The following is a 26,183-nucleotide window of genomic DNA, read 5'->3' on the forward strand; positions in this document are numbered from 1 at the left end:
ATTCACGACCGTCACGCCCCCCATGCCCGCCCCGCTCCCCTTTCCCCCCCACCCTGTCGGCACGCTCTACGGCGCACACCTCGGCTGGCTGAAAGGCTGGCTGCGCGCACGCCTGGGCAATATGGGCGATGTCGCCGACCTGGCGCACGACACCTTCGTGCGCCTGCTGGTCGACCGCAATGCGGAAGCCATCCGCGAACCGCGCAGTTACCTGGCGACCATCGCCGGCAGAGTCGTGGTCGATCACTACCGCCGCCGCGCGCTGGAACAGGCTTACCTGGAAACCTTGGCGCAATGGCCGCAAGCACAGGAACTGTCGTGCGAGGCGCGCGCCATCGTGCTGGAAACACTGCACGAGATCGATGCGTTGCTCGACGGCCTGGGCGCAAAAGTCAAGCAAGTCTTCATCCTGTCGCAATTCGAGGGCCTCAGCTATGCCCGCATTGCGCAGGAGCTCGGCATCAGCCTGCGCAGCGTGAACAACTACATGGCGAAGGCCGTGCTGCAGGTATGCCTGCTGCAAGCGGCGCTCGAAGCATGAGCGCGGGCGGCCTGTCCAGCATGGAGTTGCGCGCGCTGCGCGCGGCGGCTGCCTGGTATGCGCGCCTGTGCTCGGGCCACGTCACGCCGGAGGACCGGTTGCGCTGGCAGCGCTGGCGCGACGCACACCCCGCCCACGGTGCCGCCTGGCAACGCATCGAAGCGATGCAGCGGCAACTGGGCAGCGTGCCCGGCGCTTTGGCCGCGCCAGCCTTGCAGGCTGCGGCGCAAACCAGGCTTGCGCAGGTATCGCGCCGCGGCGTGCTGCGCGGCACCCTGGCCGTGCTGGGTGCCAGCGGCCTCGCATGGCATGGCTGGCGCCAGCCCGCCGCGCGGGAATGGCGGCTGGCCATGCTGGCCGACATCTCCACGGCAACGGGCGAACAGCGGCGCCTGATCTTGCCCGACGGCTCGCGCCTCGTGCTCAATACGGATAGCGCCGTGGACCTGGCCTATGACGAGGCGCAGCGCCGCCTGCTGTTGCGCAGCGGTGAAATTTTCATCGGCACGGTCGCCGATCCCCATCTGGCCATCGGCTATGGCGCCCGGCCTTTCCTGGTAGATACGCCACATGGCCGCATCCGCGCGCTGGGTACGCGCTTCCTCGTGCGCAGCGATCATGCGGGCACGCTGGTCACCGTACTGGAAAAGGCCGTGGAAGTGCGCAGCGGACAGCAGCGCCCCATGCTGGTGCAAGCGGACCAGCAATTGCGCATTGGCGCCGATGGCGCCATGCAAGGCCCCGCGCCGGCTGAATTCGGCGCGGGCGCGTGGCAGGACGGCAGTTTATTGGTTGACAACATGCCGCTGTCTCGCTTGCTGGCGGAACTGGGACGCTACCGCCGTGGCGTGCTGCAATGCGATCCGCGCGTGGCCGACCTGCGCGTATCGGGCAACTTCCCGCTGGCAGATAGCGACCGCGCCCTGCAAGTGCTGGCCAACGGTTTCCCGCTGCACATCGTGATGCACACGCGTTTCTGGGTACGCGTGCTGCCCGCCTGAAAAATATATTCCCAAAAGCGTGCACTTTTTTGGGCTCTGATCCGACCTCCTTCCTGCAAGCGTCCTGAAAGACGCGTTAACCCTGAAGGAATTCCATGACCGCTGCACCAAGTATCGCGCGCCGCACCGCCGTCGCCCACGCTGTACGTACCGTCCTGCTGGCCATGCTGGCCACCGCACCATTACTCACTCCAGCCGTCGCGTCTGCTGACGCCACCAGCACCGCCCGCAACGTCGACATTCCCGCCGGGCCACTGGGCGCCACCATCAGCCGTTATGCCAGCACGGCCGGTGTCGCCATCGCCTTCGATGCCACGCAACTGGCCGGCCTGAGTTCGCCTGGCTTGCACGGCAACTACACAGTCGACCAGGCTTATGCGCAATTGCTGCAAGGGAGCGGCTGGGAAGCGGAGCAACGCGGCGACGGCAATTATGTGTTGCGCAAGGCGGCTGCTGCGCCGCAGGCAACGGAAATCAGCATGCGTGAAATCCGCGTGACGGGCCGGCGCGACGGCGAAACAGAAGGCACGGCTTCGTATACCACGCCGGTCATTACCATAGGCAAGACGGCCCAATCCTTGCGCGAACACCCGCAAACAGTCTCGGTGCTGACGCGCCAGCGCCTCGACGACCAGAATATCAGCGACTTGAGCAAGGCAGCCGAACAAGCCGTCGGCATCACCGTACAGGACAATACTTTCCTGATACAGAAGCTGTATGCGCGTGGCTTTGAAATCAGCAGCTACCAGCTCGATGGCGGTGCCCCCATGGATACGGGCTTTTCCGCCAGCATCGCAGCCGACCTGGCGGAATATGATCGTGTGGAAATCCTGCGCGGCGCGGCGGGTTTGCTGAACGGCACGGGCAACCCAGGTGGCGCCGTCAATCTCGTGCGCAAGATGCCTACTGCCGCGCCGCAGTTCAATGCCAGCGTAGCGGCCGGCAGCTGGAACAATTACCGCAGCGACCTCGATGCTTCCGGCCCGCTGGCGTTCGACGGCAAGTTGCGCGGACGCGTCGTCGTCGCCTATGAAAACCGCAAATACTTCACGGCCATCCGCGCGACGGAAAAGCCGCTCATCTATGGCGTACTGGAAGCCGATATCGCGCCCGGTGCCGTGCTGGCCATCGGCGCTCGCGAACAGCGCACGCATGACCGGGGAACCTGGCCGGGCTTGCCCCGCTACAGTACGGGCGCCGAGCTGCACTTGCCCCGCAACACGGGCGCGATGGCCGACTGGGCCGGCGTCGATTCCACCTCGAAAGAACTGTTTGCCAAGCTGACCTGGCGCCTGGCACAGCGCTGGACCCTGCGCGCGAATGCTGCGCAGATGCGCCAGGCCGGCGCGACGGACGATGGTTTCATCCTGGGCGCCATCGATCCGCAAACCTTGACGGGCGGCCGCTGGCAAAGCGGCCACACGCAATACCATAACAAGCAACAACTGCTCGATATCAACGTCAGCGGCGCCTTCGACTGGTTCGGCCGTACACATGAAGTACTGGCCGGCATCGATGGCCAGAAAGTCACCAGCAGCTGGGTGGCCAGCTATCCGCTGGAAGGCAACGGCACGCCGGGAGATTTGTTTCACCCAGGAAATACTCCCTTTCCCAAACCTGTGTATGGCCCCGTTGAACGCGACTACGATCCCTGGGGCCAGACCCAATATGGCGCCTACGCCACCTTACGCCTGGACGTGGCCGAAGGCAGCAAGCTGATCGCAGGCGCGCGGGTCAACCGCTACCGCTACCGCCAGCACTATCGCGAACTCGATACGGACACGGGCATCTGGGACACTTCAGGTTTGACGCAATACGCGGAACCGACCAAGGTCACCCCTTTCATCGGCTTCGTGCACGATATCAATCACGAGTGGTCGGCCTATGCGAGCCACGCGCAAATATTCAAGCCGCAAGCCGACTTCAAGGCTGGCCCCGCGCCGGGCACGGGCTTGCGCCCCATGCGCGGTGCAAATAGCGAACTGGGCCTGAAAGGGGAACTGTTGGGCGGCAAGCTCAATACGGCATTGGCCCTGTACCGCATCGTGCAGGATGGCCGGGCCGTCAACGATCCCCGCTATGAAGAACAGTCCGCCCTATTTTCCAGCAATTGCTGCTACCTGGCTTCCGGCAAGGTCGTCAGCCAGGGCGTGGAAATGGAAGTCAACGGTGAAGTGGCCGCTGGCGTGCAATTGTCCGGCGGCTATACCTACAACCACAACAGCAATGAAACGGACAAGGCCGTTTTCAGCACGATCACGCCCAGGCATGCGCTCAAGCTGTGGGGCAGCTGGCAATTGCCGGGGGCGGCTTCCGCCTGGAAACTGGGCGCCGGTGCAACCATGCAGAGCAAGCAATACGCACAAGGCACGGCTGCCAGCTGGAATGCGGCCACAGGCAAGTTCAACGGCCCTGCCGTGCCATTCAACTATACACAGGCAAGCTATGCCGTCTGGAATGCCATGGCGCAATACCGCATCGACCGCCACTGGAGCGCCAGCGTCAATATCAATAATGTCTTCGACAAGACCTATTACCGCACCATGGGCCGCTCCAGTAATGGCAATTTCTATGGAGAACCACGCAGCGCGGCGCTGATCTTGCGTGCCAGCTACTGACAGGCAAGTACGCACTGATATGGTGCATTGCACCATATCGACTCATCCCAGCAAGTCCTCCACGTCGAGGATGCGCTGGGCAATTTCCGCCAGTTTCAGCTTTTTATTCATCGCCATGCTGCGCAGCCGCTGGTAAGCCTGCTCTTCCGTCAAGCCCTGATGCGTCATCAGCAGGCCCTTGGCCCGTTCGATCACCTTGCGTTCCAGCAGCTTGTGCCGCGTGTCGAGCAATTCGGCGCGGAGTTTTTCTTCCTGGCGAAAGCGCGCCAGGGCCACGTTCAGCACGGGCAAGATACGCTCGGCCTGCAGGCCGGCGACGATGTAGGCGGAGACGCCGGCCGCCATGGCCGCGTCGATGCTGGCCGTGGCGCCGTCTTCGGTAAATAATACGATGGGGCGGCGCTCGTCGCGCGTGGCGATGACGATGTGTTCGAGCACGTCGCGCGCGTCCGATTCGGCGTCGATGATGATGAGGTCAGGCTGCAGTTGCGCGATGCGCTCGGGAAGGTAGAGGTCGGCTGGCAGCGAGGCGACGATGTCAAAGCCCGATTCCAGCAAGCCGATGCGCAAGGCATTGCCGCGCAGCACTTGGGCAGCCAATGCTGCATCCGCGTGCACGCCGTGCTCGACAATGGTGTTGACGACAACGATGCGCAAAGGCTGGGTACGGCTGGACGTCATGGGAGCAATCTGCAATGGCTAAATGATTAACCATTGCAGTAAGCAAGAAGCGAACCAGCGGGTTTTGCGTTTTACTTGAGGGTCGGCATGGCAAATTCAGCCCCAGCGGCCGTGGAGGCTGGCCAGCGCTGGGTCACGGCCTTCTGTTTCGTGTAAAAGCGCACCGATTCGGGGCCATGCGCGTGATGATCGCCGAACAGGCTGCGCTTCCAGCCGCCGAAGCTGTGGAAGGCCATCGGCACGGGAATCGGCACGTTGACGCCCACCATCCCGACCTGCACCCGGTGCGTGTATTCGCGCGCCGTGTTGCCATCGCGCGTGTAGATCGCCGTGCCATTGCCATATTCGTGCGCGTTGACCAGGTCCAGCGCGGTGGAAAAATCGGGCACGCGCACGATGCACAGGACAGGGCCGAAGATTTCCTCTTTATAGATGGTCATCTCGGGCGTGACATGGTCGAACAGGCTGCCACCGAGGAAAAAGCCGTTTTCATGGCCGGGCAGCACGAAACCGCGTCCATCACTGACCAGCTTGGCGCCTTCCTTGACGCCGGTGGCGATGTAAGCGGTAATTTTATCCTTGTGCACCTGCGTCACCACGGGGCCCATTTCCGCCGACAGATCCATGCCTTGCGTGATTTTCAAGGCGGCGATGCGCGGCACCAGCGCTTCGACCAGCTGATCCGCCACATTGCCCACCGCCACGACGACGGAAATGGCCATGCAGCGCTCGCCCGCCGAACCAAACGCCGCACCCATCAGGGCATCGACCGTCTGCGGGATATCCGCGTCCGGCATGACGACCATGTGGTTTTTCGCGCCACCCAAGGCCTGCACGCGCTTGCCCTGCGCGCAGCCGGTGGCGTAGATATATTCGGCGATCGGCGTGGAGCCGACAAAGCTGACGGCGCGCACGTCCGGATGGTGCAGCAAGCCGTCCACGGCTTCCTTGTCGCCCTGCACCACGTTGAAGACGCCGTCCGGCAAGCCCGCGTCCGTCAACAGCTGCGCCAGCAGCAGGCTGGCCGACGGGTCGCGCTCGGACGGTTTGAGTACGAACGTATTGCCGCAGGCAATCGCCATCGGGAACATCCACATCGGCACCATCACGGGGAAATTGAACGGCGTGATGCCGACGCAGACACCGAGCGCCTGGCGGATCGACCAGGCATCGATGCCGCCGGCCACTTGCTCGCTGTACTCGCCCTTCATCATTTGCGGGATGCCGCAGGCAAACTCCACCACCTCGATGCCGCGCGTCACTTCTCCCTTGGCATCCGTAAACACTTTGCCGTGCTCGGCCGTGATCAGCGCCGCCAATTGATCCGCATGCTCTTCCAGCAATTCCTTGAACTTGAACATGACCCGTGCGCGGCGCAGGGGCGAGGTTTGCGACCAGGCGGGAAAGGCCGCGTGGGCGGCGGCCACGGCCGCGTTCAGCTCGGCGGCAGTCGCCAGCGACACCTTCGCCGTGACCGCGCCCGTGGCGGGATTGAAGACCTCGCTCGTGCGCTCGGAGCGCGAAGCCATGGGGTTGCCACCAATAAAGTGGCCGATCTGTTGCGTTGTCATCTTGAATCCTCGCTTGTTTGCTAAATTATTTGGTATTCATCAGCCACTCATGGGCCGGGTCGTTTTTAAAATGCCACACGCGTTTCGGGCCCGCCATCACGTTCAGGTAATAGCCGTCATAGCCATACGGCACGGTGACGGGGTGGTAACCCCTGGGCACCATCACCACGTCGTGGTTTTCCACGGCCATGGCTTCGTCGATGGAACGGTCATCCGTGTAGACTCGTTGGTAGGCAAAGCCCTGCTCCGGGTTCAGACGGTGGTAATACGTTTCTTCCAACGAACTTTCCAGCGGCACATTGTCGCTATCGTGCTTGTGCGGCGGATAGCTCGACGAGTGGCCGGACGGCGTCACCACTTCCACCACCAGCAAGCCGTCCGCTGCCTCCGTCTGCGGCAGGATGTCGCACACATAGCGGGTATTCGCTCCCTTGCCGCGCACGGAACGCGTCATGCTGGCCGGTTCGATCAGGCGCGCCGGACGGTGCGTCGTGGCCGGCGCGCTGCACAGGGCCACTTCGGCGGCGCTCACGGCCGTGATGCTGACCTGGGTATCGAGCGGCACATACACGGCGTAGGGCGAGACGTCCTCGAAGACGCTGGCGCGATTGCCGATGGCTTCCCAGCGCTGCTCGCCCGCCTGCACGGTGACGGTGCCCGTCAGCACGACGAGGCACAGTTCGCGGCTGCCCGTCTCCAGGCTCAGGGATTCGCCGACCGCCAGGCGATGCGCGGCAAAACCCACATGCGTCCAGCCGGCCGACTCGGGCGTGACCTCGACGATGGTCTGTCCCTGCCCCGCTTTCACCAGCAGCGGGCTCATGCCGCCTCCCGTTTCAAGCGGGGAATCGCGTCGACCAGGCTTGCCAGGTAATCGTGGCCCATCTTTGCATACTGATAACTGGGTGCCACGGCCGGGTCTTGCTCCGCTTCCACCACCAGCCAGCCTTCGTAGCCGTGCAGATACAGCCGCGTCAAAATGGCCGGGAAGTCGATGCTGCCGTCGCCGGGCACGCTGAAGGCGCCATTGATGACGGCCTGCAAGAAACTCCAGTGGCCATTACGGGCCAGTTTCACCACGTTCGGGCGCACATCCTTGCAATGCACGTGGCAAATCCTGTCGATATGCTTATTTAACACCGCCAGCGCATCGCCGCCGGCAAACGTGATGTGCCCCGTGTCGAACAACAAGCCCACTTCCGGCCCCGTCAAGGCCATCAATTGATCCACATCGGCCGGGGTTTCCACGTAGGCACCCATGTGGTGGTGATACGCCAGGCGCACGCCGTTGTCGAGCAAGTGCTTCGCAAACGCCGTCAATTTGTCGGCATAGGCCTGCCATTGCCGCTGCGTCTGGAAACGGGGGCGTTTATATAAAGGGCGCGCTTCGCCCTGGATGGCGTCGGCCACTTCCCCGTACACCATGACGGTCGCGCCGCTGTCGGCCAGCAGCCGCAAATGCGGGCCGACGGAAGCGATCTCTTCTTCCACCGAGCGGTGCGCCAGCCGGCCCGAATACCAGCCGGAAACACAGGCAAGATTATATTTTCCCAGCACGGCGTTCAGGGCCGGGGCATCTTTCGGAAACTTGTTACCCAGCTCAAAGCCCACGTAGCCGATCTCGGCGCCCTCTTTCAGCGCTGTTTCCAGCGGGGTTTCGCCGCCCAGGCTGGGTAAATCGTCGTTCATCCACGAGATCGGGTTGATGCCGATCTTGACATTCCAGGTAGTCATCTCAATTCCTTTGTTTCAGACGGTCAAGTTCATAACGGGCGCGCGCAGCTTGCACGCCTGGCTGGGTGGAGACTTCGGGCACGGCCACTTCCCACCAGCAACCACCCTCTGCGGTCGTGCGCGTGTCGTCCGTATTGATGCAGATCAGGTACGTGCGCGGCGCGGCGCGGGCGCGCAGCATGGCCTGTTCCAGTTCAGCGATCGACCCCACGTGTTCGCTCATGGCGCCCAACGATTGCGCATGCAGGGCAAAGTCGATATGCGGGGCGCTGTCGGGCAACATATTGTTGAACGAGGCATTGCCGCACGCCTGCTGCAATCGGTTGATGCAGCCATAGCCGCGGTTATCGAGCACGACGATGATGAGTTTTTTATCGAGCATGACGGAAGTGGCGATTTCCGAATTCATCATCAGATAGCTGCCGTCGCCCACCATGACGATGACTTCCGAGTCAGGCTTGGCCATCTTGACACCGAGGCCGCCGGCGATTTCATAGCCCATGCACGAGTAGCCGTATTCCATGTGGTAGCCGCCCGGTGTTTCCGTTCGCCACAGTTTATGGAGTTCGGCCGGCAAGGTGCCTGCCGCGCAGACGACGATGTCGCGGGTGGTGGAGTCCCTGGATGAACGCTGCACGGCGCCGATGACTTCGCCGTCATACGGCAAGCCGGCCACTTCTCTTTTCCCGGTGATGGACGCCACGGTGTCGCGCCAGGCATTGCCCGCCTGCTGCGCCCGCTCCAGCCAGAGTCCCGCGCTGTTCCAGCTACCCAGCAGCCGCGACAGTCCCTGCAAGCCCAGCGTCGCATCCGCCTGCACGCCCAGGCCACGGCGTTTCAAGGCGTCAAAACTATTGACGTTCAGGCTGACCAGTTGCGCCTGCGCAAACAGGGAATTCGACCCGGTCGTGAAATCCTGCAGGCGCGTGCCGACGGCCAGCACCACGTCCGCGTCCGCCGCCAGCGCGTTCGCGGCGGGCGAACCGGTCACGCCGATGGCGCCCAGCTGCAATGGGTGGTTCCACGGCAAGGCACTCTTGCCCGCCTGGGTTTCCGCCACGGGGATGCCATGCCGTTCGGCAAACGCCTGCAGGGCGGCGCTGGCTTTGCCGTACAGCACGCCGCCACCGGCCACGATCAGCGGCTGTTTCGCATTTTTCAACAACGCTGCCGCCTCTTCCAGCTCCTGCTCGACGGGCGGCAAGGCGCGGAAACGCACGATCCTCGGCGCAAAAAATTCTTCCGGATAGTCATATGCCATCGTCTGCACGTCTTGCGGCAGCGACAAGGTGACGGGACCGCAGGCGGCCGGGTCCGTCAAGGCGGCAATGGCGCGTGGCAAGGCCGTCAGCAATTGCTCGGGATACACGATGCGGTCGAAATAGCGCGACAAAGGTTTAAAAGCGTCATTCACCGAGACGCTGCCATCCGTGCCATCTTCCAGCTGTTGCAGCACCGGGTCCGGCGCGCGCGAGACGAACACGTCGCCCGGCAAGAGCAAGACCGGCAGGCGGTTCACGTGGGCCAGCGCGGCGGCGGTCAGCAAATTGGTGGCGCCGGGACCGATGGAACTGGTCACCGCCATCATGCGCCGGCGCATGTGGGCTTTCGCATAGGCAATGGCCGAGTGCGCCATCGCCTGCTCGTTGTGGGCGCGGTAGGTGGGAAAACTGTCCCGGTACTGGTACAGCGCCTCGCCCAGGCCAGCGACATTGCCGTGGCCAAAGATGGCGAAGGCGCCGCCGAACAGCGATTCACCTTCTTCCGTACGCAATACGGATAAATAGCGCACCAGCGCCTGCGCCATGGTCAAGCGGATGGTCGCGCTCATGCGGCACGCTCCAGGTGCTTGCGCGTGCGTTGCCACAAACTAATGAGCTGCTCGAAGTTGGCGCGCACGGCGGCGATCAAGCCCGCATCGTCAAGATCTCCGGCCAGCCAGCGGCGGCTCGGTTCCTGGAAGATGGTGCGGCCGACCATGAAACCCTTGCAGGTGCTGCTGGCACTGGCTTGTTCAAAACTGGCGGCCAGTTTCTCGATCGGCGCGTTCAAGCCCAGCAAGACAACGCCACGGCAATACGGATCGCGCTCGTGCACGAGGGCGTCGATGGCTTGCCATTGCTTGGCTGACATGCTTTCCAGCTTCCACCATTCCGGATAGATACCGAGGTTGTACAGGCGCTTGACGGCGCGCAAGACGGTATCGTCACTGTGCGGCAGGGATTCCGACGGTATGACTTCGAGCAACAGTTCGTGACCGCTCACTTGCGCCGCGTCATACAGGGCCTTGATCTGCGCTTCCTGTTCCAGCCGGTTTTCCACGGCGTCGTCCGGGTGCAGCTGCACCAGGCATTTAATCACGTGTTCCTTCGGCCAGCTGAGCAGATGCGAACCGATGGAGCGGCCCCAGTCGAATTGCAGCGGGTTCGAACCCGGCAATTCCACGGGACGGCCGATCCACCAGCCCCGCCCCGTCGCATCGTTGAGCGCGTCGACGCCATAGCGGCCATCGATCAGCACGCCCGTCTTGCCGGCCAGCTGCAAGGCCGTTTCCGTCTGCGCCACGGCTTGCACCATCAATTGCTTCAAGGCCGAGATACGCGACTCGGCTGCGCCAGTTTGCTGCGCCAGCTCAAAGAATTGCGTGCGGTGGTCGAACGCGAACACGCACAACTCGTCCCACTGCGGGCGCGCGACCGTGGTGCGGTGCAAGCGGGACAGGGTGGCATCCTGGTCCGGCTGCGTCAGTTTCGCCGCATTGGCCAGGAAATAGTCAAGCTCGACGGGCGACGGCATGGCCGGCGCGCAGCCGTGGCGCGATACGACCAGAGCGCCGCAGCCATTCGCGTAGCGGCAGCACGCTTCGTAATCCTCGCCGCGCAGCCAGCCTTTCAGGAAGCCGGACAGAAACGCATCGCCCGCGCCGAGCACGTTCAGCACTTCCACGCGCACGCCACGGTAGTTATACGCGTCATCCAAACTGGCCGGCACCACATTGTCGATGACGGCGCTGCCCAGCGGGCCACGCTTGACGACCAGAGTGGCCAGGGTGGCGGCCCGTACGGCGCGCAAGGACGCCATGATGTCGGCAGCGCCGCCCGCGATCATGAATTCCTCTTCCGTGCCGACGATCAGGTCGAACTGCGGCAAGATCGCCTGCAAGTGCTTGGTGACGCCGTCGTTCGAGACGAAACGCGTTTCGCCGTCCGCCTTGCCGGAGAGTCCCCACAGCACGGGCCGGTAATCGATGTCGAGCACGGTGCGCACGTTATTGGCGCGGGCCAGTTTCAAGGCTTGCGTGCTGACGGCGTGCATGGCACTGGTCGAGAAATGCGTGCCGGTGATCAACAGCGCCTTGCTCGATGCAATGAAGGCCGCATCCACCGACGCCGCGTCGATGGCCATGTCGGCGCAATTTTCACGGTAAAAAATCAGGGGGAAGGTGTTTTTATCCTTGATGCCCAGCATGACGAGGGCGGTGAGCCTGTCGCGGTCGATGCCGACATGGCTGACGTCGCAGCCCTCTTTCGACAAGGTATCCGTCAAGAAACGGCCCAAGTGGTCGTCGCCCACTTTCGACAGCATGGCGGACTTCAAGCCCAGCCTGGCCGTGCCGAAGGCGATGTTCGCCGACGAGCCGCCCAGGTACTTGGCGAAACTGCTCGCGTCTTCCAGGGGGCTGCCGATCTGCTGCGCATACAGGTCCACCGCCAGGCGGCCAAGGCAAATCACGTCGAGCGCGCGGCCCTGGGCAAATTGTGTCGGGTTATTCATGGTTATCCTTAAATCGTGACACCGTCGAGTTCAGCCATCAGCGTTTGCATTTCCGCACCGCCCGCCATCATGTCGAGTACTTCATCCTTGGAAACGGTTTCCTTGGTGTAAGTGCCCAGCGACTTGCCCCGGTTCAAGAGGGTGAACGAATCGCCCACGGGGTAGGCGTGGTGCACATTGTGGGTAATAAAGATCACGGACAAGCCCCGTTCGCGCGCCTTGTAGATCAGTTTCAGCACATTGAACGACTGTTTCACGCCCAGCGCGGCCGTCGGCTCGTCGAGGATCAGCACGCGCGCGCCGAAGTGGATGGCACGGGCAATGGCCAGGCATTGGCGTTCGCCGCCCGACATGGTGCCCACGGCCTGGTGCGGGTCGCGCACCATGATGCCCATTTCGGCCAGCTTGTCGCGCGCCGTGGTGGCCGCATACTCCATATCCATCACGGGCAGCACGCCGAACATTTTCCTGATCGGCTCGCGCCCCATGAAGAAATTGCGCGCCACGGACAGCAATGGCACCAGCGCCAGGTCCTGGTAGACGGTGGCCACGCCCAGGTCGAGCGCCTCTTTCGGCGAATTGAAGCTGACGGGTTGGCCATCGACCAGGTATTGCCCGCTGGTGGGACGGTGCACGCCGGCCAGGGTCTTGATCAGGGTCGACTTGCCGGCGCCGTTATCGCCCAGCAGGCAATGCACTTCGCCCGGTTTCAAGCGCAGGGTGACGTTTTGCAGGGCGATGACGGAGCCGAAACGTTTGCTGATGTTTTCCAGCGCAAGGATGTATTCGCTCATGGCTTATCTCGCTTCCGTGACACGCGCACGGACAAAGTTGTTGAACAGTACCGCGATCAGCAGCATGACGCCGAGGAAGACGCGGAACCAGTCCGAATTGATATTGGTGTAGGTGATACCGATCTGCACCACGCCGAAGATCAGCGCGCCGAAGCAGGCGCCGACGACGGAACCGTAGCCACCCGTCAGCAAGGCGCCGCCGATGACGGCCGCGATGATGGCTTCGAATTCCTTTTGCATGCCACGGTCGGCGGCGGCCGATCCCACGTCAAATACTTGCAGCGTAGCAAACAAACAGGCGCAGAAGGCCGTGAAGACGAACAGCGACACCTTGATGGTTTTCACGGGCACGCCCACATTCTTGGCCGCGTTGGCGTCGCCGCCGACGGCGAAAATCCAGTTGCCGATGCGGGTGCGGGCCAGGACGAAGCCGGACACCAGCGCCAGGCCGGCCCACCAGACGATGACCTTGGGGATGCCCTTGACCAGCGGCGCGCCATTGTCGAGCGCCGTGATCCAGCCCGCCTTGGCCATCCAGGCGAACAGCGAAGTGCCCACTTCCCCATGGAACAGGGTCACGGCCAGCCAGTCGTCGGCGGCCAGCGCGCCGATGCCGCTGACGATGGTGCGGTTGGCAAACATGATGGACAGGGCCAGGGTCAGGCCGCGCAAGATGAACAAAAAGGCCAGGGTGACGATAAACGACGGCAGGCGCGTCTTGATGACCAGGTAGCCGTTGAGCCAGCCCAGCGCCATCGAACCGGCAAAGGCGAACAGGATGGCAGCCCACACGGGCCAGTGAAAGTAGACGGAAGGGATGGCGATCATCATGCCGGCAAAGCCGATCATGGAGCCGATCGACAGGTCGAATTCACCGGCGATCATCAAGACGCAGGCGCCGATGGCGATGATGCCCAGGTAGGCGGCCACTTGCGCCCAGTTGATCACGCCATCGAGGTTGAACATGCCGGAGTCGCCGGCCGTCAGGATGAAGAAGGCGAACACCAGGATGGCGCCCGAGATCGAGGCGAATTCCGGACGGCTGAACAGCCGCTTGAGCCAGCTGACCTGCCCCACGCGCTCATCCGTGCCCTGTTTTTGCGGCGGCGTGCCCGAGGCGGCCATGCCGCCCTGCGCCACGCTGATTTTCACGGTACTCATGCTATGTCTCCCTTGTTTATAGCAACCTGCCAGCCTCGACAACAATTCCAGGGCGGCAGGACCCGCGCGCCGGCAAGCATGGCCTGCGCGCGGGGACAGCAACCAAGAACACCTATCAAAATCTACTGCGCGTCGCGATTTGCGGTCTCCGATGCTCACTGTGCATTCGCACAGTTCCGCTTCTCAACCACAACTCCCATCCGCTCGCTACGGTTTTGTCAGGCGTTGTAAGGTATTGATTGAATTGAAAAGCGGGTGCTTAACGGAACTGGCCGGCGTATTTCTCCACCTTGCCGATATTGTCCTTGGTGACATAACCAGGACCGGAACCGATATGGCGCGGGCCATACGATGGTGCCAGGCCATACTCGGCCAGGCGCGCCTTGAACTTGGCGTTATTGATCAGTTTTTCGCGTACCTTGGCCAGGTCCGTGGTCTTGTCCTGCTTCATGATGGCCAGCACGGCAACGGGGATGTAGCCTTGCAGGTAAGGTTGCTGGTCGATGGCGAACTGGATGCTGCCATCCTTGATGCCTTTCGAGATTTCATCGGACAGGTCGAACGTGGCGAACCACATCTTGCCCTTCAAGCCCATTTTTTCCAGCGCCTTCAGCGAAGCGTGGGCCGAGGTGGGTCCCAGCGCCAGCACGGCCTGGGTTTTCGGGTTGTTGCGCAGATAGGCGCTCAACTTGCTTTCGATGGTGGTCGGATCTTCGCCCGCATCCAGGGTGGCCGCCTTGAAATCGACGCCGATGGCCTCGGCAAAGCCGCGGCAACGCTCGAACGACGATGGATTCGTCGCATAGTGGTTAACACAGACGAAGGACTTGATGCCGGCCGCCTTGGCTTTTTCGCCGGCACCCTTGCCTGCCTCGTACTCAGGCTGGCCCACGTGCATCACGGCGCCCAGCTGCTCGCTTTGCGCCAGGGTGCCGGAATTAATCGTGACAAACGGAATCTTCTTGGCGGCGACAAGGCCCAGCGGTTTTTGCAGCACGCTGAAGTCGGCGATGCTGACGATCACGCCGTCGTAGTTGCGGGCTGCCGATTGCTCGACCAGGCGCGCCATGTCGGCCAGGTCGCCATTCGGCGGGTTGCGGTAGTCGACGCTGACATTGAAGTCTTCACCTGCTTGCTTGACGGAATTTTTGATCGTATTCCACCAGGAATCGGAATCGGGCGCATGGCTGATCAACACGAATTTCTCACCCGCCGCGTGGCTGGCGTGCATGCCCAGACCCAGTCCCAGGCCGAGGCCCAGCATGGCCAGGCTCTTCAGAAATCCCTTACGCTTATTGCTTTGCATGAATGTCTCCTTGAAGGATTAATTTTTATAGTTGCCAGCTTTTGAAGCGTGTCAACGGGGAGCCGGAAAGCCGGCAAGACCCGATGCACTGCGCACAGCTTAGGCCACAAAAAAGACAAATGCAATAAAATTTTCAAAATAAATTTAAATAGAAAATCATTTCTATTTTCGTGATTCGCTCCTATAATTCTCGCCAGAACCAGCCCAAAGGAAACAACATGGCAGCCACCGCCCCCATCGAACAACTGATGCAACATATCGCTGCCGAGTACGACAATCTGTCGCGCCAATTGAAGGTCATCGCCCAATACATTGAAAAGCACCGGGCCAGCCTGATGCTCGAACGCATCAGCGACATCGCCACCGCTTGCGACGTGCAGCCGTCGGCCATCGTGCGTTTCGCACAGCGCTTCGGCTATACGGGCTTTTCCGAAATGCAGGACGTGTTCCGCCAGGCCTATACCGACCAGGCCGGCGCCACGCCCGATTACCAGCAGCGCATCCGCAAGCTCATTTCCACGCGCGACTCGGCCCTCAGCGCAGGCGACCTGACGCGCGAATTCGTCGGCGCCAGCCGTGCCGGCCTGGACGACCTGGCCGCAGGACTCGACGACGCGCAGCTGGAAGCGGCCGTCAACCTGCTGTTAAAAGCAGAAAATATCTATGTGATCGGCGTGCGCCGCTCGTTTCCGATCGCCTCCTACATCGCCTACGCGCTGGAACACACGGACAAGCGCGTGCACCTGATCAGCGGACTGGGCGGCATGCACCGCGAACAGATACGCAGCGTGCGCGAACGCGATGTGGCGATCGCCATCAGTTTCTCGCCTTACGGCAAGGAAACCCAGCAGTGCATCAAGGCGGCGCAAGACAAGGGCGCCAAGGTCCTGGTGATTACCGACAGCAAGCTGGCCCCGCTCGCGCGGACCGCCGACGCGCTGCTCACCGTCACCGAGGGCAGCGCCTTCGCCTTCCGCTCGCTGACCAGCACCATCTGCCTGTGCCAGGCGCTGTTCATCGCGCTGGCATACAAATTAGAGCTCGACATCGAAGAAATCCACACCCCAGGAGAACATGATGATTGAAGTAGCGTTGTTCGGCGCCGGACGCATCGGCAAAATCCACGCGGCCAACCTGGCTGCCCAACCCGGCGTGCAGTTCAAGTACGTGGTCGATGTCAACCAGGAAGCGGCGGCGGCGCTGGCCGACTTGCATGGTGGCAGCAGCGCCACGGTGGAAGCGGCGCTGGCCGACCCGGCCGTCAAGGCCGTCGTCATCGCTTCCAGCACGGACACACACGCGGACCTGATCCTGCGTTCGGCCGCCGCCGGCAAGGCCATCTTTTGCGAAAAACCCGTCGACCTGACGCTGGACCGGGCGCGCGCCTGCGCCGCCGCCGTCAAGGAAGCCAGGGTCATGTGCATGCTGGGCTTCCAGCGCCGCTACGATCCCACCTTCCATGCCGTCAAGACACGGATCGAGGCGGGCGAGATCGGCACGCCGGAATTGCTCATTGTGACCAGCCGCGATCCCGGCCCGCCACCCGTGAGCTACATCAAGGTCTCGGGCGGCATCTTCAAGGATATGCTGATCCACGATTTCGACATCTTCCGCTGGATACTCGATGATGAAGCCGTCAGCGTGCACGCCACGGGCAGCTGTCTGGTCGATCCGGCCATCGGCGCGGCGGGAGATTTGGACACGGCCGTCGTCACCATCCGCACGGCGCAGGGACGTTTGTGCCAGATCAATGCCTCGCGCCGCGCCGCCTACGGCTACGACCAGCGCTTCGAAGTGCTGGGCAGCGCCGGCATGCTGCAGGCGGGCAACCACAAGCCGACGGAAGTGACGGCGTATGGTGCCGTCAACGTCAGCGTGGATAAGCCGGAAGATTTCTTCCTGGAACGTTATCGCGTGGCGTACGCGCAGGAAATGGCGCACTTTTTTGATGCCCTCAGCCACGGCACGCCGCTGCGCACCACCGTGCACGATGGCTTGAAGGCACTGGAACTGGCCGAAGCGGCCACGCTGTCCTGGCGCGAACAGCGCGTCGTGACCCTGTAAAAATACAAAAACAAGATACTGGAGACACCATGTCATCCCCAACATTAAAAGTCGGCATCGTCGGCCTGGGCCGCCTGGGCCAGCGCCACGCCATCAACCTGGCGCAGCGCGTGCCGAATGCCGAAGTCGTGGCCGCCTGCAGCCCCGTGCCCGCTGAACTGGACTGGGCCGCCAGCACGCTCGGCATCACCACCGGCTATGCGGACTACGACGCCCTGCTGGCTCATCCGGGCCTGGACGCCGTGTTTCTCGTCACGCCCACCTCGCTGCATGCGGACCAGATCATCGCCGCCCTGCGCGCCGGCAAGCATGTGTTTTGCGAAAAACCGCTGTCGCTGGACCTGGCCGACTGCCTGAAGGTGGAAGCGGAAGCGGCGCGCCACCCGCAGCTGACCATCATGATCGGCTTCGTGCGGCGTTTCGACGCCAGCTACCATGACGCGCAGCAAAAGATCGCCCAAGGTGTCATCGGCAAGCCCTACCTCGTCCGTTCGCAAACCTGCGACCAGAACGACCCCAGCGGCGCCTTCATGCGCTTCGCCCCCACCAGCGGCGGCATCTTCCTCGATTGTAGCGTGCACGATATCGACCTGGCGCGCTGGCTGCTGGGCAACCCCGTGCCCAAGCGCGTGTATGCGAGCGGCACCAACGCCATCCACACGGGCTTGCAGGCATTCGGCGACGTCGACAATGGCCTGGCCACGGTCGAGTTTGCCGATGGCAGCATGGCCAGCTTCATGGCCTCGCGCACCATGGCGCATGGCCACGAAACCCTGACGGAAGTGTTCGGCACGGGCGGCCGTCTGGCCGTGGGCAGCAATCCGCGCCTGAACAGGGTGGAAATCTCGGATGCGCATGGCGTGCGCAATGAATGCACGCCGGACTTCTATGCCCGCTTCGCCGACGCCTTTTTGATCGAGGCGCAGGAATTCACGGACGCGGCGCTGGGCAGGCGCACTCTGTCATTGACCTTGCACGACGCGACGGAAGCGACGCGCATCGGCCTGGCCATGACGCAAGCGATGCGCGAGGCGCGGCCCGTCGAGTTTTAAGCCGAAGGCAGGGACTCAGGCAGCCGGTGCAGGAAATGGACGTTCGGGCTGTTTGGGCTCCACAGCCAGGCGCAAGCCCATGGCATCGAGGATGGCCGTCAAAGTACTCAGCGATGGATTGCCCTCGGGCGACAAGGTACGGTACAGCTGGGTAGGATTGAGCTTGGCCGCCTGCGCCACGGCGGGCACGCCGCCAAAGGCGCGCGTCAGCTGGCGCAGCACGGCCAGCAGTTCGCCGTGGTCGCCATCGACGAGGATATGGTTGATCAATTCAAGGGCGAAGGCGGGATCGTCGCGGTACAGTTCGGCCATGGCCTCGTCATGCGAGCGGTCTCTCGGTGGTTTGCTTAGTTCCTCTTTCATGTCCTCTCTCCTTCCAGTCGTGCCAGCAGGCACAGGCGTATTCGATATCTTTCGGCTGCGTGCGCTTGTCGCCACGCGCTTGCGCCTCCGCACAGCAATAAAATGATCTGCCCGTCAGCGATGGCGTAATACACGCGGTAACCAGGCCCCACGTCGATCCGTAACTCCCACACGCCATCATGGCAAAACTTGTGATCGCCAAAGTTGCCGGGAATCATACGCAACACGCGCCGGGCTATGGCCACCCTGGCCGTATTGTCGCGCTGGCGTTTCAACCATTCCGTATACAAGTCCCTGCCCGATGATGTCAGGTAGTGCCGGATCTCAAACATCATATTCGTCCATAAACGAAGAAAGATCAAGGAGAAAATCACGTGACTACAAAAGACCACGCCATCTTGCGGCCAAACCGCGTGACGCAGGTGCCGAATGCCGGGATCACTGATGTATATCAAGATGCGTTTCCCCAGTTACTGTAAAGAAATCATGTGGCGCGTACACGCCTCACACGCATCCGATTGCGCTATACAATAAGCGCTGTCCAACCGTGAAAAACCCTGCCGCCATGACGCACAACGACAGCAACTCCCCTTCCCTCGCCCACGTGGCCGAACGCTACGTCAAGCTGGTCCTGGCCATGGGCCAGCACGATGCCTCATATGTGGATGCCTATTACGGCCCGCCCGCGTGGCAACGGGAAGCGTCAGAACAGCAACAAGGTTTGAGCGATATCAAGGATGGCGCAAACGAGGCGCTGGCCCTGCTGGCCGACGAACCTTGCCTGCGCGCCCTCAACCTGCGCAAGCAATTGCAAGCCGTACTGGCCAAGGCCGACATGCTGCAGGGAGCACGCCTCGATTTCGATACGGAAAGCGCACGCCTGTATGACGCCGTCTCGCCCCATCACAGCCGCGCCTGGTACGAAGCACTGGTGGCGCAGATCGACGCCCTGCTGCCCGGCGACGGCACGGTCAGCGACAGGGTCAACGTCTTGCGCGCGCAACTCGTCATTCCCGCCGACAAGCTGCGCGCCGTCATGGAGGCGGCCATCCGCGCGGGCCGCGAACGCACCCTGCAGTACATCGCCCTGCCGGAAGGCGAAGATTTCGTGCTGGAATTCGTCAGCGACAAGCCATGGAGCGGCTACAACTGGTACAAGGGCAACTACCAGAGCGTGATCCAGATCAATACGGACTTGCCCGTGTATATAGACCGTGCCGTCGACCTCGGCTGCCATGAAGCGTATCCGGGCCACCACGTGTACAACGTGCTGCTGGAACGCGACCTGGTGCGCGGCAAAGGCTGGATGGAATACTGCATCTATCCGCTGTATTCGCCGCAATCGCTGATCGCCGAAGGCACGGCCAATTACGGCATCGAACTGAGCTTTACGGATGCGGAGCGGCTGGACTTCGAACAGCAAGTGCTGTATCCGCTGGCCGGCCTCGATCCCGCGCTGGCGCCCCGCTATGCGCAACTCAATGCGCTGCTGGCCAAACTCGGCTACGCCGACAACGACATCGCGCGCCAGTACCTCGAAGGCGGCATCACGCGCAAAGCAGCGCTGGAATGGCTGGTCAACGTGCGCCTGTATCCGGCCGAAAAATCCGCGCAGCGCCTGCAGTTCTACGATGCCATGGGCGCCTATGTCATCAACTACAACCTGGGCCAGGACATGGCGAAAGCCTATGTCGAACGCCAGGGCGGTACGCGCGCCGAGCACTGGGCCGCCTTCCGCGACCTGATGTCCTCGCCGCGCGTGCCCAGCGCGCTGCTGGAATGAGGCGCTCGCAAAAGGAGAGTCATATGCACACCACGCACGCTGCCAGTGCCCTGCTGCTGGCCCTGTCCCTCACTGGCATGGCCAGCGCCAGGGATGCCGCCGTCGCCACGGCACCCGCGTTGAATGCGCGCCAGCAGGCGCTGATGTCCACCGTCGTGGGCAGTGCCGCCCATCCGCGCATCCTGCAGGTGCGCCTCGATGAACTGCACCCGACCCAGCCCGCCATCGGCTACGACCAGGTGTACTACAAGCTGGGACGCTATGCGGCCGAGGAAAAGCACATCGCCGACATCGCCAGGCCGAAGAAATTCGCCGACCTGTGCGAGGCCAATGGCCAGAGCGACGTCTTGCCCGACACGGCCAATATGCTTGGCGCCACCCTGGCCGCGCCACCGGCCGGCTACCGCTGCAAGGCGGCCGTGGGCAGCCGCCCGGACGACATGAAGAGCGTCGTCATCGGCCCGCGCGGCGTCGTGTACCTGACCGATGGCCACCACACGTTTTCCACCTTTTGGGAGGCCGACGGCGGGCGCAATCATCAATTGAAAGTCTGGGTCAAGGTCAGCGACAATTTCAGTGCGCTGGGCGAAGCGGCGTTCTGGACGCGCATGCGCGCGGAAAACAAGGTGTGGCTGAAGAACGGCCGCAACCAGGCCATCACGCCGCAGCAACTGCCGGCCGCCATCGGCCTGGCGTCGCTGGGCGACGACCCGTACCGCTCGCTCGTCTACTTTACGCGCGAGATCGGCTACCAGCCGCCGGAGCACGCCACGGAATTTCTCGAATTCTACTGGGCAGGCTGGCTGCGCGACAAACCGGCGCTGGACCTGGCGCGCATCGACCTGCTTGATCGCGCCGCGTACGCCGGCGTCATCCTGCAAGCGGCGCAGGCCATGGTGGCGCTGCGGCCTGATGACATCGTCAGCGGCGGCAAGCGCGCCGCAGACCTGGGCACACTGGACAAGGTCGACCGCGAAACGCTGGAAGAATTGACGCAGAACAAAGGCAAGCTGGGCTACGCCATCGCGTACAGGAAATCGCTGGCGCAATAGTCGCCGGCGCAAACAACAACGGCCCGCCTGTCAGCTGACAGGCGGGCCGTTTTCTATTGCAGGTGCCGCTTACGCGATGCGTTCGCCATTGGCCGGATCAAACAGGGCCGCTTTCGACAGGTTGAACGACAGCTGCATGGTCTGCCCCGGCAGCACGGCTTCGCGCGGATGCGTGCGGCACGTCACGGCCGCGCCGTTCAGGCGCGTCGTCAGCAAGGTATCGGGACCGGTCGGCTCGACCAGGTCGATCAGGCAGCCGAGTTCCTGGCCCACGTCGCCGTGCGCGCTGCTCATGTCCGTGATCTGCTCCGGGCGCACGCCCAGAACCACCTCGCGGCCCGCGTAGGCACGCAGCTTGTCGGCGTCGAAAGGCAAGGCCAGGCGCATGCTCTTGCCCGCGTTTTCGATGGCGACCAAGACCTCGCCACCCTCGATGACAGGCTTGACGGTAATGAAATTCATCGACGGCGAGCCGATGAAGCCGGCCACGAACAGATTCGCCGGGTTGTCGTAGATTTCCTGCGGCGTGCCCAGTTGCTGCACCACCCCATCCTTCATGACGGCGATCAAATCGCCCATGGTCATCGCTTCGATCTGGTCATGCGTGACGTAGACGATGGTCGCTTTCAGGCGCTGGTGCAGCAGCTTGATCTCGGCGCGCATTTCCACGCGCAGCTTGGCGTCCAGGTTCGACAGCGGTTCGTCGAACAGGAACAGCGAAGGCTTGCGCGAAATGGCGCGGCCCATGGCCACGCGCTGGCGCTGGCCGCCCGACAGCTGCGCCGGACGGCGGTCCAGCAAGTGCGTGATCTGCAGGGTCTCGGCGACGCGCGAGACGATTTCCTCCTGCTCGGCCTTCGGCACTTTTTTCACGTTCAGGCCAAACGCGATGTTTTCGCGCACCGTCATCGACGGGTACAGCGCGTAGGACTGGAACACCATGGCGATGTCGCGGTCCTTCGGCGGCAGGTCGTTGACGACCTTGCCGTCGATGAGGATTTCGCCCGAGGTGACGCTTTCCAGGCCCGCCACCATGTTGAGCAAGGTGGATTTGCCGGAGCCGGAGCCGCCGACGAGGATCAGGAACTGGCCATCCTTGATCTCGATGTCGATGCCTTTCAGGACTTCGACGCCATTCGTATACACCTTGCGGATACCGCGTATCGATAAACTGGACATATTATTTCCTTAACCTTTGACTGCGCCTGCGGTCAGACCGCGCACAAAATATCGGCCTGCGACCAGATAGACCAGCAGGGTAGGCAGCGCGGCGATCACCGCGGCCGCCATGTTGACGTTGTATTCCTTCACGCCCGTGGACGTGTTGACCAGATTGTTCAAGCCCACCGTGATCGGCTGCGAATCGCCACTGGCGAAGACGATGCCGAACAGGAAGTCGTTCCAGATCTGCGTGAACTGCCAGATGATGCAGACGACGAAAATCGGACCCGAAATCGGCAGCACGATCTTGCGGAAGATCAGGAAGAAGCCGGCGCCGTCGATGCGCGCCGCCTTGATCAGTTCTTCCGGCACGCCAATGTAGTAGTTACGGAAGAACAGGGTCGTGAAGGCCGTGCCGTACACCACGTGCACGAAGACCAGGCCCGTGGTGGTATTGGCCAGGCCGAATTCGCCCAGCAAACGCGCCATCGGCAGGATCACCACCTGGAACGGAATGAAGCAGCCCACCAGCAAGGCGGCGAACAGCATTTCCGAACCGCGGAAACGCCAGTGCGCGAACACATAGCCGTTGAAGGCGCCCAGGAAGGTCGAGATCAGCACGGCGGGTATCACCATCTTGATCGAGTTCCAGAAGAACGGCTGCATGCCGTCGCAGGTGACGCCCGTGCAGGCCGAAGACCAGGCCTTGGACCAGGAATCGAACTGCCACACATGCGGCAAGGCCAGCAGGTTGCCGCTGCGGATCTCGTCGAGCGACTTGAACGACGTCGACAGGGTCACATACAGGGGCACGATGTAGTACACCGCGAACAGAATCAGCAGCAGGTACAACACCACCCGTCCCAGGGTGAGTTTGTTGTTACGTGTAGGAGTGTGTGTCATCTCATCGCCTTTGCGCTGCGCGTTTCCAGGTACATCAGCGGCACGAGCACGGCCACGATGGTGGCCAGCATCATCATTGCCGATGCCGAGCCGAGGCCCAGTTGGCCGCGGGTGAAGGAAAACTGGTACATGAAGATGGCCGGCACGGACGACGAGTTGCCAGGTCCGCCAGCCGTCAGTGCGATGACCAGGTCGAAGCTCTTGATGGCGATATGCGCCAGGATCAGCAGCACGCTGAAGAACACGGGCCGCATGGCGGGAATCACGATGCGCCAGTAGATCGTCGGCAAGGACGCGCCATCGACTTGCGCCGCCTTGATGATTTCATCATCGATGCCGCGCAGGCCGGCCAGGAACAGCGCCATGACAAAGCCCGACGATTGCCACACGCCGGCGATCACCACCGTGTAAATGGCCATGTCGGAGTTCACCAGCCAGTCGAAGGTGAACGAGGTCCAGCCCCAGTCGTGCATGACCTTTTCCAGGCCCAGGCTGGGATTGAGCATCCATTTCCAGGCCGTGCCGGTGACGATGAAGGACAGCGCCATCGGATACAGGTAGATGGCGCGCAGCGCGCCTTCGGCGCGGATTTTCTGGTCCAGCAGGATCGCCAGGAACAGGCCGATGGCGATGCTGCAACCGATGAACAGGACACCAAAGATGCCGAGGTTCTTGAGCGAGGTCCACCAGCGCTCATTGTCGAACAGCTCGACGTATTGCACCAGGCCGGCGAACTCGTAGTTCGGCATCAGCCGCGATTCGGTCAGCGACAGCCAACCGGTCAAAAAGATAAAACCATAGACGAATAGCAGACTGGCGATGAGCGTGGGGCCCAGCACCATCTGCGGTATCCATCGGTCGAATTGCTTGCGTATGGACATAGGAGAGCCGTAAAGAGAACTGCGTGTGGCGCCGGCCTGGACGAACGCCAGGGCGGGCGCCTGCGATGCATGCGATGCAGCGGGCGCCGGCGGGAGTGCCGGCGCCGGCGTGATTACTTCACCTTAGCCGCTTTGGCCAAGGCTGCAACCGCGTCTTTCGAGCTCATGTTGGTATTCATGAACTTGGCGATGACGTCGGTCACGGCGCCTTGCGTGGCCGATGGCAGCGCCATGCCGTGCGCGAACGATGGCACCAGGCCGCCGGTCTTGTTGGTGGCGTCCATGTCTTCCATCGATTTCAGGGCGCAAGCGTCAAACTTGTCCTTCGAAACGCCGGAACGCACGGGGATGGAACCCTTGTTCAGGTTGAAGATCGACTGGAACTTCGGATTCATGATGGCGTTGGCCAGGGCGATCTGCCCTTTCTTCGCATTCGCATCCTTTTGCGTGAACATGGCAAACGAATCGATGTTGAAGGTGTAGGCCTTGTCCGTGCCAGGCGCTGCCACGCACAGGTAGTCCTTGCCCGGCACCTTGCCAGCAGCCGTGAACTCGCCCTTGGCCCAGTCGCCCATGAACTGGAAGCCGGCCTTGTTGTTGATGACCATGGCGGTGGCCAGGTTCCAGTCGCGGCCTGCCGCATCCTTGTCGATGTAGGTCTTCACCTTGCCCAGGGTGTCGAACACCTTGAGCATGGTCGGGCCGGTCAATTCCTTCTGGTCCAGCTTGAGGATGGCCTTTTTGTAGAATTCCGTGCCGCCCACGCCCAGCGCGACCGATTCAAACACGGTCGCGTCCTGCCATGGCTGGCCGCCGTGGGCGATCGCGATGCCGCCCGATTTCTTGATCTTCTCGGCCGCGTCGAAGAACGCATCCCAGGTGGTCGGGGTGGTGGCCACGCCGGCTTTTTTCAGCACTTCCGGATTGACCCACATCCAGTTGACGCGGTGGACGTTGACGGGAGCGGCAACGTAGTGACCCTTGTATTTCATGATGTCGGCGACGACTTTCGGCAGCACGGCATCCCATTTGCCTGGAATGGCGGCATCGTCGATATTGGCCAGCACGCCTTCCGCGCCCCACTCCTGGATCGATGGACCCTTGATCTGGGCGGCCGTTGGCGGGTTGCCGGAAATGACGCGGGTTTTCAGCGCGGTCGCGGCGTTTTCGCCAGCGCCACCAGCCACGGCGAAGTCTTTCCAGCCGAAGCCGCTTTCTTTCACGATTTGCTGCAACTGGCCCACGGACTTCGCTTCGCCGCCGGAGGTCCAGTAGTGCAACACTTCCACGTCGGTCGCAAAGGCGCTGCCGGCAAATGCCAGGGTGGTCAGTGCGGCCAGTTGGGTAATCTTGAATTTCAGTTTCATCTCCACATTCCTTTTTTGATCAAGCTTTTAGGGGGCTTCGGCATACGGGGGCCGAAAAAGGTGAAATCTGCGCCTGTACCGGCGCTCTTGTACTCAGACCCGCTTGCAAACGGGCATCATCTTCAGTAAAAAGACGGCGCCGTGATCCATGACATGCTTACATCGTATTTATATCACGGGACGGCGCCAAAAACGCATCCGCGAAGGATGCGCCAGGTTGATCTGCGCTTACAAGGCCTGCAAACTTAGAACCAGGTTTCCACTTGGAAACCATAGGAAGTGCCGCTGGTATTGTTGTTGTAGATCGGGCCGCCGTTGTTCGACGCATTGACCGAGGCGGTGGCCGCGTCGTTCCATTTGCCGTAGGTGACAAAAG

General features: G+C 62.3%; 22 protein-coding genes and 1 pseudogene. 8 read left to right on the forward strand and 15 right to left on the reverse strand.

From position 1 onward, the window contains the following. The first annotated feature begins 22 nt into the window (after nt 1–22). From K0F86_RS26715 to K0F86_RS26725, 3 genes are all read left to right on the forward strand, one after another. Nucleotides 23–541, forward strand: coding sequence for a sigma-70 family RNA polymerase sigma factor (locus tag K0F86_RS26715; RefSeq protein ID WP_219137164.1), 519 nt, complete (start codon nt 23–25; stop codon nt 539–541). Further along, on the forward strand, nt 538–1,542 hold the full coding sequence (locus K0F86_RS26720) for a FecR domain-containing protein (protein WP_219137148.1): 1,005 nt from the start codon (nt 538–540) through the stop codon (nt 1,540–1,542). Before K0F86_RS26715 ends, K0F86_RS26720 begins: the two co-directional genes overlap by 4 nt. A gap of 95 nt (nt 1,543–1,637) precedes the next feature. Continuing rightward, nucleotides 1,638–4,160 (forward strand): TonB-dependent receptor, encoded by a 2,523-nt coding sequence (locus K0F86_RS26725; RefSeq protein ID WP_219137149.1) that lies wholly within the window; start codon nt 1,638–1,640, stop codon nt 4,158–4,160. A 42-nt stretch (nt 4,161–4,202) separates the two neighbouring features. Here K0F86_RS26725 and K0F86_RS26730 read toward each other — a convergent pair whose 3' ends face one another. The 9 genes from K0F86_RS26730 to K0F86_RS26770 all read right to left on the reverse strand — a co-directional run bounded on the left by K0F86_RS26730 (nt 4,203) and on the right by K0F86_RS26770 (nt 15,181). Beyond that, nucleotides 4,203–4,841 (reverse strand): ANTAR domain-containing response regulator, encoded by a 639-nt coding sequence (locus K0F86_RS26730; protein ID WP_099759608.1) that lies wholly within the window; start codon nt 4,839–4,841, stop codon nt 4,203–4,205. Between the two features lie 71 nt (nt 4,842–4,912). After that, nucleotides 4,913–6,412 carry a CoA-acylating methylmalonate-semialdehyde dehydrogenase gene (locus K0F86_RS26735; RefSeq protein WP_219137150.1) on the reverse strand — a complete coding sequence of 500 codons (1,500 nt, stop codon included), beginning with the start codon at nt 6,410–6,412 and terminating at the stop codon, nt 4,913–4,915. A 25-nt stretch (nt 6,413–6,437) separates the two neighbouring features. Further along, nucleotides 6,438–7,235 (reverse strand): 5-deoxy-glucuronate isomerase, encoded by a 798-nt coding sequence (iolB, locus tag K0F86_RS26740; protein ID WP_219137151.1) that lies wholly within the window; start codon nt 7,233–7,235, stop codon nt 6,438–6,440. Next, entirely contained in the window at nt 7,232–8,146 is a 915-nt protein-coding gene (iolE, locus tag K0F86_RS26745; protein ID WP_219137152.1) for a myo-inosose-2 dehydratase, read from the reverse strand. Before iolE ends, iolB begins: the two co-directional genes overlap by 4 nt. A gap of 1 nt (nt 8,147) precedes the next feature. After that, complete coding sequence (gene iolD, locus K0F86_RS26750; RefSeq protein ID WP_219137153.1) at nt 8,148–9,977, reverse strand: 3D-(3,5/4)-trihydroxycyclohexane-1,2-dione acylhydrolase (decyclizing); 1,830 nt, start codon at nt 9,975–9,977, stop codon at nt 8,148–8,150. Continuing rightward, nucleotides 9,974–11,920, reverse strand: a complete 1,947-nt coding sequence (gene iolC, locus K0F86_RS26755; protein WP_219137154.1) for a 5-dehydro-2-deoxygluconokinase — start codon at nt 11,918–11,920, stop codon at nt 9,974–9,976. Before iolC ends, iolD begins: the two co-directional genes overlap by 4 nt. Nucleotides 11,921–11,928: 8 nt before the next feature. Beyond that, entirely contained in the window at nt 11,929–12,714 is a 786-nt protein-coding gene (locus tag K0F86_RS26760; protein WP_219137155.1) for an ATP-binding cassette domain-containing protein, read from the reverse strand. Between the two features lie 3 nt (nt 12,715–12,717). Then, a complete protein-coding gene (locus tag K0F86_RS26765) occupies nt 12,718–13,839 on the reverse strand; it encodes an ABC transporter permease (protein WP_257572400.1) in 1,122 nt (373 codons plus the stop codon). A 295-nt stretch (nt 13,840–14,134) separates the two neighbouring features. Next, nucleotides 14,135–15,181 carry a sugar ABC transporter substrate-binding protein gene (locus K0F86_RS26770; protein WP_219137157.1) on the reverse strand — a complete coding sequence of 349 codons (1,047 nt, stop codon included), beginning with the start codon at nt 15,179–15,181 and terminating at the stop codon, nt 14,135–14,137. Between the two features lie 218 nt (nt 15,182–15,399). On the opposite strand from K0F86_RS26770, the gene K0F86_RS26775 reads away from it, so the two are divergent. Genes K0F86_RS26775 through K0F86_RS26785 form a run of 3 tightly spaced genes read left to right on the forward strand, consistent with a single transcriptional unit; the run spans nt 15,400 to nt 18,297 of the window. Further along, nucleotides 15,400–16,266, forward strand: coding sequence for a MurR/RpiR family transcriptional regulator (locus K0F86_RS26775; protein ID WP_219137158.1), 867 nt, complete (start codon nt 15,400–15,402; stop codon nt 16,264–16,266). Beyond that, on the forward strand, nt 16,259–17,245 hold the full coding sequence (iolG, locus tag K0F86_RS26780) for an inositol 2-dehydrogenase (protein ID WP_219137165.1): 987 nt from the start codon (nt 16,259–16,261) through the stop codon (nt 17,243–17,245). The genes K0F86_RS26775 and iolG overlap by 8 nt, the downstream gene beginning before the upstream one ends. A 29-nt stretch (nt 17,246–17,274) precedes the next feature. Further along, entirely contained in the window at nt 17,275–18,297 is a 1,023-nt protein-coding gene (locus K0F86_RS26785; RefSeq protein WP_219137159.1) for a Gfo/Idh/MocA family oxidoreductase, read from the forward strand. A gap of 15 nt (nt 18,298–18,312) precedes the next feature. On the opposite strand, the gene K0F86_RS26790 is transcribed toward K0F86_RS26785, so the two are convergent. Further along, on the reverse strand, nt 18,313–18,660 hold the full coding sequence (locus K0F86_RS26790) for a DNA-binding protein (protein WP_257572398.1): 348 nt from the start codon (nt 18,658–18,660) through the stop codon (nt 18,313–18,315). Continuing rightward, nucleotides 18,617–18,992, reverse strand: a pseudogene (locus K0F86_RS26795) (type II toxin-antitoxin system RelE/ParE family toxin). Before K0F86_RS26795 ends, K0F86_RS26790 begins: the two are co-directional and overlap by 44 nt. Before the next feature lie 215 nt (nt 18,993–19,207). Between K0F86_RS26795 and K0F86_RS26800 the strand changes: the two are divergent. Together K0F86_RS26800 and K0F86_RS26805 are read left to right on the forward strand one after the other, a co-directional pair. Beyond that, the gene (locus K0F86_RS26800; RefSeq protein ID WP_219137160.1) at nt 19,208–20,443 is read left to right on the forward strand and encodes a hypothetical protein; all 1,236 of its coding nucleotides are present in this window, start codon (nt 19,208–19,210) and stop codon (nt 20,441–20,443) included. 23 nt (nt 20,444–20,466) lie between these two features. Continuing rightward, on the forward strand, nt 20,467–21,495 hold the full coding sequence (locus tag K0F86_RS26805; protein WP_219137161.1) for a ParB/Srx family N-terminal domain-containing protein: 1,029 nt from the start codon (nt 20,467–20,469) through the stop codon (nt 21,493–21,495). 69 nt (nt 21,496–21,564) lie between these two features. Here K0F86_RS26805 and K0F86_RS26810 read toward each other — a convergent pair whose 3' ends face one another. The 4 genes from K0F86_RS26810 to K0F86_RS26825 all read right to left on the reverse strand — a co-directional run bounded on the left by K0F86_RS26810 (nt 21,565) and on the right by K0F86_RS26825 (nt 25,807). Next, on the reverse strand, nt 21,565–22,674 hold the full coding sequence (locus K0F86_RS26810; RefSeq protein WP_219137162.1) for an ABC transporter ATP-binding protein: 1,110 nt from the start codon (nt 22,672–22,674) through the stop codon (nt 21,565–21,567). A 9-nt stretch (nt 22,675–22,683) separates the two neighbouring features. Then, complete coding sequence (locus K0F86_RS26815; RefSeq protein ID WP_071077886.1) at nt 22,684–23,559, reverse strand: carbohydrate ABC transporter permease; 876 nt, start codon at nt 23,557–23,559, stop codon at nt 22,684–22,686. Beyond that, complete coding sequence (locus K0F86_RS26820; protein ID WP_071077887.1) at nt 23,556–24,440, reverse strand: carbohydrate ABC transporter permease; 885 nt, start codon at nt 24,438–24,440, stop codon at nt 23,556–23,558. The genes K0F86_RS26815 and K0F86_RS26820 overlap by 4 nt, the downstream gene beginning before the upstream one ends. Before the next feature lie 113 nt (nt 24,441–24,553). Continuing rightward, entirely contained in the window at nt 24,554–25,807 is a 1,254-nt protein-coding gene (locus K0F86_RS26825; RefSeq protein WP_035817882.1) for an ABC transporter substrate-binding protein, read from the reverse strand. Nucleotides 25,808–26,183: the final 376 nt, after the last annotated feature.

Source organism: Janthinobacterium sp. UMAB-60 (genome assembly GCF_900095235.1).
Classification (GTDB): Bacteria; Pseudomonadota; Gammaproteobacteria; order Burkholderiales; family Burkholderiaceae_D; genus Janthinobacterium.